We start from the raw sequence: 9849 nt of genomic DNA, 5'->3' as shown, positions 1-9849 counted from the left end.
ATCAATCTTGCGCTTTTTCGGTCTAAACCTACGCAACACCGATTTACGGTGCGCATGCGTGGGAAGATACACCCCAAATTCATCCCGGTTGCGTTTAAGTTCCTTGCTGATAGTTCCAGCAGAGCGCTGAAGACGCCGAGCTATCTCACGTACACCTTTGCCTTGCCGGTCAAGATCAAAGATGAGCTCGCGCTCTTCTACCGACAAATAGCGCGAAGAAATACGCCTATCGATACGCTCTTGCGGAATAACCTGGACTGGAACTGCTTGGCGACCATCAACGTACTCGAGTACCTGCATAAGCCTGTTATACAGCGCCACATCCGGGCCAGCCGGGACAAAAGGCACACGCCCCGCAGAAAGCTTGATGACACCTTTGTCCATATCAGCAGCATCACGCGGATGAATGCCACAGGCTAAAGCGGCATCTTTGCGCCCTAAAGCATTTACACGCAGTTGCAGATAACTACACCGGCGAGTTGTTGCCGCAGCTTTGCGGCCATGCGGATTGCGCTTCCACAAACCAAGCTCAATACCGATGCGGTACACCGGAGAAGAGCCTATAGAAAGCTGGCGCGCAATATCCATTGGTGCCACACCTTCAAGCCACAGGCGAGCTATTGCCTGACTGTCAGCCGAGCTAATACGCCTGCGGCGCTTGCGCGGCAAGTCCAACTCACCAGCAAGCCGATAAGCTACCGACCGCGGTAAACCAACCACACCAGCAGCCGCCCGTATTGAACTACCAGCCCGAACCAACGACGCAAACCGCGCCACAAAGCCCGAACCAACGACGCAAACCGCGCCACAACAGCAGAATCCGGAACCCATTTCGACTCCACACAATCACCTAACCCATGTCAGGTGTTTCCACGACCGCTAGAAATCAAGCATTAGTAAAGCTTCTGTTCTTGCTTCTACCGGAGCACTCCCTCGGCGTTCTTGCCCTCTCACGTCTTTTCTCATCTCCGATTCCTTCGCGCTCACCAGCGGAACACTATTGTCTTGGCGGTCGCTTTCCCATGAGCGCCAAGGGAGCGGGTTAAGAATTAGCGCGCTTACTCGATATGTCCAATCGTGTCGCGGATGCTTGTCACTCAAACCCGGGAGCAATGAAAAGCACTAGCGTCGGTATTCACGAGCCCAGAATGGTTCCATATCGAGTCACACGTGTCCTTGATCCTGTGGAGGTGTTGGTCCCATCAGGAGCTCCAAGTTGCCAACAAGCCCGGGAAACTCAAACAAACCTGCCAACGGTCAAATATTAAGAACCAGTGAGATTCGACCCGCCGGAAGAATCGGAGTCGCCTTCTTCATGGGCGATGTCGCCACCGGAGGAATTCATCCAGGAGCGTACGACCTTCTCCGCGCTGGAGTCGTCGTTTTCTACCTCTTCGACCATGTCAGAGAGGTCTTTTTGGGTAATGAACTTAGTCAGCGAGGCCACGGCCTGGCGCTCTTCACGGTCGAAAAGATCGTCTTGATAGAGCACCACGAAATTTTCTGGCAACTCGGGCTCGGCGTCCTCGCAGCCGCTGGCACCGGAAGGCTCGACCGTGGAGGTATCCGTGGGCAAGCTCGACATGAGCGCAATGTGGGTGCGGGCCAGGTAGTCCTCGCCGCCGGGCTCGGAGGCTTTCTGTGCCTTTTTGTAATCCTTAGAAATCGCCCGCGCCTCACCGGGATTGAGGATATTAAGGAACGCGCCGGTGCAGCCCACATAGAAATTGCCGCCCGGGTTCATGGAACGCCCACCCTTGGTCTCTTGGAAGATGTCTTCCTTCACAATGGACGCCTCGCGGCCCTGCCCCATCAGCTCCTGGCGGAAGATTTCCGCAAGGACAAGCTGGTCGGTCTCATTGGTATCCACCAAAATGCCAATGGGCTCGCTCTGGGGACTCTCGGCAAAGGGGTTGGTATCGAACTGGGAAGAGCAGCCGGAAAGCAGCGTTGCGGACAGCACCACACCGACAATGGCGCGGGCGGGACGGGCAAAGCTGCGCATAGCGATACTCTTCTCCTTTTAGTTAGCGGCGCGTGAGCGTCTAGCTGATTCTACACCGAGGGTGTGTTTACCTCCTGTTGCGGCGTGACTAAGATGGCAAGAGTTATGTCTAGCGTTATTACTGAATCCGCCGTACGCGAGGCACTCTCCCGCGTCGAAGACCCCGAAATCGGCCGCCCCATCACCGAGCTCAACATGGTGAAGTCCGTTACCGTCACTGGTAATGACGTAGCCGTGGAAATTTACCTCACCATCGCTGGCTGCCCCATGAAGTCCACCATCGAGTCCAATACCCGCGCCGCGGTAGAGGATATCGAGGGCGTTGGAAACGTCACGGTGACGATGGAAGCCATGAGCGATGAGCAGCGTCGCGAGCTCAAGAAGAAGCTCCGCGGCGGCCAGGCCGAGCCGGAAATCCCGTTTGCAAAGCCGGATTCCACCACTCGCGTTTTCGCGGTGGCCTCCGGCAAGGGCGGCGTGGGCAAATCCTCCATGACCGTCAACCTGGCTGCAGCGCTGGTCCAGAAGGGCCTCAAGGTTGGTATTGTGGACGCCGATATCTACGGCCACTCCGTCCCTAACCTCTTGGGCTGCACCGACGGGCCGACTGTGCTCGATGATGAGATGCTGCTGCCGCCGATTTCTCATGGCATTAAGCACATTTCCATCGGGCAGTTTGTGGAGGGCAATGCCCCGGTGGTCTGGCGCGGACCCATGCTCCACCGCGCGCTGCAGCAGTTCCTGGCTGACGTTTTCTGGGGCGACCTCGACGTGCTGCTCTTGGACCTGCCTCCGGGCACTGGCGACGTCGCCTTGTCCGTAGCCCAGCTCATTCCCAATGCGGAGCTACTCATTGTCACCACCCCGCAGGCCGCAGCCGCCGAGGTGGCAGAGCGCGCCGGTTCCATCTCCCAGCAGACCCGCCAGCGCGTGGCCGGCGTCATTGAAAACATGGGCGCCATGGTGATGCCGGATGGCTCCACCATGGATGTCTTTGGCTCCGGCGGCGGACAGATTGTGGCCGATCGCCTAGGCGTCATCTTGGGCCATGAGGTGCCACTGCTGGCCTCCGTGCCGTTGGATCCCACCCTGCGCAGCGGTGGCGATGCCGGCACACCGATTGTTCTCGATTCCCCCGAGTCCCCCGCCGCCCAACAGATCCAGGCAGTGGCCGATAAGCTGGCCATACGTTCTGATTCCCTGGTGGGCAAAAACCTCAACTTGGGCGTGAACTAACGCCTTAGGTTACATCGCCCCACAAGCCGCCGCCGGTGGATTCTTCCCCACCACGTGGCGGCTTTTTCTCTGGCGCGGGCTGCTCCGTTGGCTGGGGCGCTTGAGGGCGTTGCTGAGGCTCTGGCTTCGGCTGCTCGGCATAGATCTGGGAGTAGTCGAAGCTCGGGCGCTGCTGCTGCGGTTGAGACTGCGGCTGCTCCTCCGGCTCCTGTGGAGCGGTAGCGGTCTTGACGTTCTCTGCCATCTTCTTGGGGTTGAAATCGTCCCAGGCGGAATCGTCGCCGTCGAAAAGCGCCTTGGTAATAGCACCCTTCGGGCCAAGGCGCGTCCACTGTGCGGCTTGGGTGAGCGGGCCGCGGATATCATCGAATTCCGAGGTAATCGAGCCCATCTCGCCATTGAGCTCCGCCTTGGCGTTATTGATGGCCTTGCGCGCCGCGTAGATGGCCGCGCGCACATCCTTAATCACCTCAGGCATGCGCTCTGGGCCGATGACGATGATGCCCAAAACCACGATGACGAAAATCTCGGGCCAACCAATGGAAGAAAACACGGTTAAATACTAGTCCCTCACTCTTAGCCGCGCTGATTGTGCTTGATTGCGCGAACCACCATCTCCACCTTGTCCAAGAAATCCTGCTGCGGCCGGTGCACGGGCGTTGCCGCATCCGGCCCGGGCGCAACCTCTTCGGTGGCAATGCCCGCGAGCTTTGCCAGCAGGGATTGCGGCGCCTTGACCTTAGCGGAATCCGCGCAGTGGCGAACCCACTCTGAGGCATGGCGCTGCTGGTGCACATCCGCGCGGCACTCGGCGCAGTGCACCAAGTGGATGCGCACGCGGTGCATGAATTTCGGCTCCATCTCCCCGTCCACGAAGGCAACGACAGCCTCTGGGCCAAGGTGCCCGATGGTATCGCTGCGCCGCGCCTTGGCTTTCGCCTTATCGCGGGCCTTGGCCTGAACGGCATCGAATCCGCCGCGCACGCTCAGCGTGGACAAGGTTCGGCGTCCCCGCAGCGAGTCCATCGACACCCTCCTCCAGTAGTTGCTTGGCCTTCAGTGACACGGAAAGTCCCCGCCGGCGGCGGGGACTATGCAGTTTCTTTAGAGTTTAGCGCGCGATGGTTTAACGCGTGCGCAGCAGCATGCGGGTTTCCGCATTGGTTTGCGCCTCTTTTTCGAGCGCCGCACGCAGCTGGGAACGGCCACGGTGGATGCGGGAGCGAACCGTACCCATCTTGACGCCGAGGGTCTCCGCAATCTCGTCATAGCTCATACCTACGACATCACACAGCACCACGGCCACGCGGAAATCGGGAGCCAAGCCATCGAGCGCGGATTGCAGCGCCGGGTCCAGGTTGGCCACGGTATAGGCCTGCTCCGGGGTCATATCCGTTCCGGGCACGCGCTCATAATCCTCCGGCAGGGCCTCCATGCGGATCTTGGAGCGATGGCGAACCATGTCCAAGAAGAGGTTGGTGGTAATGCGGTGCAACCAGCCTTCAAACGTACCGGCCTGGTATTTATCCAGGGAACGGAAGACACGCATGAAGGTTTCCTGGGTCAGGTCCTCTGCATCGTGCTGGTTGCCGGAGAGGCGGTACGCCAAGCGGTAGACGCCATCGGCGTGTTCGGCCACGAGGTCACCCCAGGCTGGCATGTCGGCTTCGCCGGCATCGAACGCCGCGGTACCGGTCAACTCCGCCTCAGGGGTGGCGGGCTGAAGGGATTCGGCATCGCGCTTCGTTGTTGTCATGCATGTCATTTTTCTACACTTCAAAGTGAAACTCCAGCCACAGTGCTGATAATTTCCTGTGAGTCCGTCACATTATCCCCACCCACCACAACCTCGCTGGCTAGGCGCGTTTTTGCCACATTTGGGGACACTTTTCCCTAAGGTCTATTACGTGACTACTACCGCATATGAAGCACTGCGTTCTTATATCGAGACCACCAGCGAGCCCTCCGCGGCCCTGCGTGGCGCGCGCGACCACGCCGATGAGTACGGTCTGCCGGTTCCAGATGAATCAACGGGCCAGCTGCTCACCACGCTAACGGCCGCCTCCGCCGGTTCCACCGAACGCCCCCAATCCGTGGCGATCACCCCGGCCGCCAATGTGGTGGGCCTCTACCTGCTTGCTGGCATGCCCGATAATGGCATCTTGACCTGCATTGACCCCGAGGCGGAGCACCAGCGCAGCGCCAAGACCGCCTTCCGCGAGGCGGGCTATGCACCTTCACGTGGCCGCTTCCTGCCGTCTCGCCCACTCGAGGTCATGGGCCGGCTGGCTAATGATGCCTACCAGGTCATCTACGCCGACGTCGCCGCGCTCGAGCTCCCCGCCATCATCAAGGCCGCGTGGCCACTGCTGCACCAGGGCGGCACCCTGGTCTTGGCTAGTTCTTTGCTCGATGGCACGCTTGCCGACGCCTCCCGGACCGACCGCGACACCGCCGCCGCTCGCGAAGCAGACGAGTACCTGCGCGAGCTCGAGGGCGCGAACGTCACCCGCTTGCCGCTGGGGTCCGGGCTCACCCTCGTAACGAAGCTCTAAACCTTCTGGTTTTTGCCGACGACGACCACGCCGCCGTCAGAAACCTTGAAGCGCTCCTCATCGCGCTCGCGGTCCACGCCGATAATTGCGCCATCGCTGACGACGACGTTCTTATCGAGAATCGCGCGGCGCACCACCGCACCACGGCCGATGCGCACCCCTGGCAGGATGACCGATCCTTCGACCGTGGCGCCATCGGCCACGTGGACGTCAGACGCCAGCACGGAATTGCGCACCGTGCCGCCGGAGACGATGCAGCCCGGCGCCACCATCGAGGACTGCGCGATGCCATTTTGCACGAACTTCGCCGGCGGGAAATTGGAATCATCCGTGGAGTGAATCGGCCAATTCCGGTTATAGAGGTTGAAGATCGGGTGCACCGAAATCATGTCCATGTGCGCTTCATAGAAGGAATCGATGGTGCCCACGTCGCGCCAGTAGCCGTGATCGCGTTCGGTAGATCCCGGCACCTCATTGGCCATGAAGTCATAGACATGCGCCTGCCCACGCTTCACAAAGTACGGAATAATATCGCCGCCCATATCGTGGGCGGAGTCCTCGTTCTTTTCGTCCTCCAAGAGGGCGTCAATAAGCGCCTGCGCCGTAAAGACATAGTTTCCCATCGAGGCATAGCTCATATTCGGGTCATCCGGAGTGGCCGGTGGGTCCGCAGGCTTTTCCACGAACTCCGTGATGGTTCCCATGCCATCGGCTTGGATGCAACCAAAGGCCGTTGCCTCCGCGCGCGGCACACGAATGCCGGCCACCGAACAATCCAGTCCCGAGGCGATGTGTTCTTCTACCATCTGCGCCGGATCCATGCGGTAGACGTGGTCCGCGCCGAAGACAATGACGTAGTCCGGTTTTTCGTCATAGATGAGGTTGAGCGACTGCACAATGGCATCCGCCGAGCCGTTGTACCAACGCTTACCGCGGCGCTGCTGGGCAGGCACCGAAGCAATGTATTGCGGCGTCGGCCCCGCCAAATTCCACGCCTGGGAAATGTGGCGGTCCAAGGAGTGGGACTTGTACTGGGTCAACACCGCAATCTTTAGGTAACCGGCGTTGACCAAGTTGGACAGGACAAAGTCAATGAGGCGGTAGGATCCGCCAAAAGGCACGGCGGGTTTGGCGCGGTCTTCGGTCAGGGGAAAAAGGCGCTTTCCCTCGCCGCCGGCAAGGACAATGGCTAGGACATTTGGCAGGCTTCTCACGTTTTCAAACCTATCTGCAAATCCCACATTTCGCAGCAGATATATGCACTTTTCTACCCCCATCCCGTATTTCTGCACGCGGCACCAGAGATACGTATTCTGGGTGGACATGAGAGCCGGAATCTTTTCCAAAGAATACCCGCCGGAAATCTACGGCGGAGCCGGAGTTCACGTAGCTGAACTCACCCGTTTTATGCGCGATATCATCGATGTCTCCGTGCACTGCATGGGCTCCCCGCGCGAAGAAAAGGACGTTTTTGTGCACGGCGTGGACCCCGCACTCGAGGGTGCCAATGGAGCGCTCAAGACCTTGTCTACCGGGCTTCGCATGGCCGATGCCGCCTCCGATATCGACATCGCCCATTCGCACACGTGGTACACGGGCCTTGCCGGCCACCTCTCCGCCCAGCTATACGATATTCCGCACGTGGTCACCGCTCACTCCCTGGAGCCACACCGCCCATGGAAGCGTGAGCAGCTCGGCGGCGGCTACGACGTCTCCTCGTGGTCCGAGAAGAACGCCATGGAATATGCCGACGCCGTCATCGCTGTCTCTGCTGGCATGAAGGACTCCATCCTGGATGCCTACCCGCGCATCGACGCCTCCAAGGTCCACGTTGTCCTCAACGGCATCGACACCGAGCTGTGGCAACCGCGAGAGGGAGATGTGTTGGACAAGCTGGGCGTCGATAAGCAACGCCCCATCGCCGCCTTCGTTGGCCGCATTACCCGGCAAAAAGGCGTGAAGCACCTGCTGCAGGCAGTGCGGAAGTTCGACCCGGATATCCAGCTGGTGCTGTGCGCCGGCGCGCCCGATACGCCCGAAATCGCGGCGGAGACCGAGGCGCTGGTAGATGAGCTACGCACCCAGCGCGATGGCATTTTCTGGGTCAAGGACATGCTCCCGCGCAACGAGGTCCAGCAGATTTACTCCGGCGCGGATGTGTTTGTCTGCCCGTCTATCTACGAGCCGCTCGGCATCGTCAACCTAGAAGCTATGGCCTGCGGCACGGCCGTTGTTGCCTCCAACGTAGGCGGTATTCCGGAGGTTGTGGTCGATGGCGAGACCGGCGTACTGGTGCCTTACGACGCCGCCGATACCGCTGCCTTCGAAGCCGACCTCGCTGCCGCCGTCAATGACGTCGCCGCCGATAAAGAGGGCGCCGCGGAATTTGGCCGCGCCGGCCGCGAACGCGCCATTCGCGATTTCTCTTGGGCTACCATTGCCGCCCAGACCGTCGATATCTACCGCAGCTTGATTTAAGGAAGGATAGCCGTGACAACTCACCGCCCTGAACTGCATTTTGTTCCTGAAGACGGCGTCCTCGACGCCCCCGCTGGTATCCTGCGCGACGGCGATACCTGGCACCTGTTCTACCAGTACCGCCCCACCGCAGACTCCCCTGCCCGCTGGGGACACACCTACTCCGAAGAGTCTCCCTTTGACTGGTTGGACTGCGACGATGTCCTAGCCCCCGTCGGCGGCGAGCTCTCCCTGCGCGCAGGATCCGTAGCCCAAGGCCCGGAAGATATCCATCTCTACTTCACCTCCGTGACCGCCGCCGGAATCGCCGTTCACCTCGCCCGCTACGCTGACGTGGACGAGATCTGCGAGGTCTCCGATGACCCCCAGGCCCTCGACCCCAATGTCGTCCGTTTTGGCGAGGTCGTAGGCAATACCCGCAACTTCGATCACTTCCGCTCCCCCTGCGTGGTGCCCGATTGGGCCTCCGAGGACCGCGATAACGGCCACGACGGCTGGCTCATGCTCGCGCTCACCGGCCACTCCGACGCCCCGGTTCCCGTCATCCTCGAATCCACCGATGGCGTGTCTTGGCGCCTGCGCGGCAGCCTCAAGTTCGACGGCGACCCTGGCTTCCTAGAGGGAGAGGTCCCCGCTACCTCGCCCATTCCGCCGGTCGTCTCCCCGCGCCTAGTCCGACTGCGCGATGAGGTTGACGGCAATATCTACGACGTCCTCTTCGTCACCCTAGAGCGCGGCGGCCGCGACGTCTCCGGCTACCTCGTCGGCCGACTGGAGGGCACCACCTTTACCGTGGTCTCCGGCTTCCGCCGCGTAGACTTCGGCCACGATTTCTCCCGCCCACGCAGTACCAACACCACCACCGGCACGCTCACCCCGGAGCAGCGCTACGAGCGCGCCGTCATCGTCGGTCTCCTCAACGGCAACGGCCGCGGCGATGATGCCACCGCACACGCCTCCTGGGAGGCCGAAGGCTGGGCCAATGCCCTCTCCCTGCCTCGCCGGGTCACCCTCGAGGGCGGCGTCCTCTACCAAGCACCCGCCCGCGGCCTGCCCGATGCCGTCAAGCTCTCCGATTACGCCCGTTCCTGGACCGGCGTCATGGAGGTCCCTTCCGGTTCCTGCGTAACGGTCACGCTTCTCGACGGCGCCGGTGACCCCGCCGCCACCATCTGCCACTCCGGCGATAACATCAGCCTCGATCGCTCCATGAACAAGGCCTTCGACCACTGTTTCGCCGATTCCGAGCCCGCCACGGCCACGCTTGCCGAGGGCGACTCCGATACCCTCACCATCATTCAAGACGGCTCCACCGTTGAGGTATTCGTCGACGGCGGTCTCATCGCCATGGCCTCTCGCGTCTACTTCGAAGGCGGCTGCTCGGGCCTGCGAGTCGAGACCTCCGGCGATGCCGTCATCGAGCAGGACTGGCAGCGCTCCGGCTCCAAGCTTTAATCCTCTAGGCTCGCCACACCGCCCGTTACCTTGTGAGTGTCCCCGATAATGGGGATAGTCGCTGGTCCCGGTATGGCTTACCTGCCCTGTAGTTTCCATAATCCGGGGGGTGTTGCCGCC

9 protein-coding genes and 1 pseudogene are annotated in these 9849 nt (G+C 60.9%); 4 read left to right on the top strand and 6 right to left on the bottom strand.

Annotated features, from left to right (window positions below):
- Window positions 1-831: pseudogene (locus BKN05_RS12640) on the bottom strand (helix-turn-helix domain-containing protein); the annotation flags it as partial.
- 433 nt (window positions 832-1264) lie between these two features.
- On the bottom strand, window positions 1265-2005 hold the full coding sequence (locus tag BKN05_RS11310; RefSeq protein ID WP_284844050.1) for a hypothetical protein: 741 nt from the start codon (window positions 2003-2005) through the stop codon (window positions 1265-1267).
- A gap of 105 nt (window positions 2006-2110) precedes the next feature.
- Here BKN05_RS11310 and BKN05_RS11305 point away from each other — a divergent pair, with 105 nt between their 5' ends.
- Window positions 2111-3241, top strand: coding sequence for an Mrp/NBP35 family ATP-binding protein (locus BKN05_RS11305; RefSeq protein ID WP_040425048.1), 1131 nt, complete (start codon window positions 2111-2113; stop codon window positions 3239-3241).
- A gap of 4 nt (window positions 3242-3245) precedes the next feature.
- Here the strand turns inward: BKN05_RS11305 and BKN05_RS11300 are convergent, their stop codons facing one another.
- The 3 genes from BKN05_RS11300 to sigE all read right to left on the bottom strand — a co-directional run bounded on the left by BKN05_RS11300 (window position 3246) and on the right by sigE (window position 4997).
- Window positions 3246-3794, bottom strand: coding sequence for a twin-arginine translocase TatA/TatE family subunit (locus tag BKN05_RS11300; RefSeq protein ID WP_286688680.1), 549 nt, complete (start codon window positions 3792-3794; stop codon window positions 3246-3248).
- A gap of 23 nt (window positions 3795-3817) precedes the next feature.
- On the bottom strand, window positions 3818-4267 hold the full coding sequence (locus BKN05_RS11295; protein WP_250410277.1) for an anti-sigma factor family protein: 450 nt from the start codon (window positions 4265-4267) through the stop codon (window positions 3818-3820).
- A 100-nt stretch (window positions 4268-4367) separates the two neighbouring features.
- Window positions 4368-4997 (bottom strand): RNA polymerase sigma factor SigE, encoded by a 630-nt coding sequence (sigE, locus tag BKN05_RS11290; RefSeq protein ID WP_005323510.1) that lies wholly within the window; start codon window positions 4995-4997, stop codon window positions 4368-4370.
- A 151-nt stretch (window positions 4998-5148) separates the two neighbouring features.
- On the opposite strand from sigE, the gene BKN05_RS11285 reads away from it, so the two are divergent.
- Window positions 5149-5796, top strand: a complete 648-nt coding sequence (locus BKN05_RS11285; protein WP_198492844.1) for an O-methyltransferase — start codon at window positions 5149-5151, stop codon at window positions 5794-5796.
- On the opposite strand, the gene glgC is transcribed toward BKN05_RS11285, so the two are convergent.
- Window positions 5793-7010 carry a glucose-1-phosphate adenylyltransferase gene (glgC, locus tag BKN05_RS11280; RefSeq protein ID WP_198493247.1) on the bottom strand — a complete coding sequence of 406 codons (1218 nt, stop codon included), beginning with the start codon at window positions 7008-7010 and terminating at the stop codon, window positions 5793-5795. The two genes, BKN05_RS11285 and glgC, sit on opposite strands and share 4 nt — an antisense overlap.
- Before the next feature lie 109 nt (window positions 7011-7119).
- Between glgC and glgA the strand changes: the two genes are divergently transcribed.
- Complete coding sequence (glgA, locus tag BKN05_RS11275) at window positions 7120-8274, top strand: glycogen synthase (protein WP_286688679.1); 1155 nt, start codon at window positions 7120-7122, stop codon at window positions 8272-8274.
- A gap of 12 nt (window positions 8275-8286) precedes the next feature.
- Complete coding sequence (locus tag BKN05_RS11270) at window positions 8287-9729, top strand: GH32 C-terminal domain-containing protein (RefSeq protein WP_198492842.1); 1443 nt, start codon at window positions 8287-8289, stop codon at window positions 9727-9729.
- Window positions 9730-9849 lie beyond the last annotated feature (120 nt).

Origin of the sequence: Corynebacterium sp. S5S1, from assembly GCF_001913985.1 — a bacterium.
GTDB lineage: Bacteria > Actinomycetota > Actinomycetes > Mycobacteriales > Mycobacteriaceae > Corynebacterium > Corynebacterium marquesiae.
This window is presented reverse-complemented; position numbering and strand designations above follow the sequence as displayed.

What these genes read in the sequence shown, in the direction of transcription:
- sigE (WP_005323510.1), bottom strand. Translation starts at nt 4,997, where the DNA reads ATGACAACAACGAAGCGCGATGCCGAATCCCTTCAGCCCGCCACCCCT.
- BKN05_RS11310 (WP_284844050.1), bottom strand. Translation starts at nt 2,005, where the DNA reads ATGCGCAGCTTTGCCCGTCCCGCCCGCGCCATTGTCGGTGTGGTGCTG.
- BKN05_RS11295 (WP_250410277.1), bottom strand. Translation starts at nt 4,267, where the DNA reads ATGGACTCGCTGCGGGGACGCCGAACCTTGTCCACGCTGAGCGTGCGC.
- glgA (WP_286688679.1), top strand. Translation starts at nt 7,120, where the DNA reads ATGAGAGCCGGAATCTTTTCCAAAGAATACCCGCCGGAAATCTACGGC.
- BKN05_RS11305 (WP_040425048.1), top strand. Translation starts at nt 2,111, where the DNA reads ATGTCTAGCGTTATTACTGAATCCGCCGTACGCGAGGCACTCTCCCGC.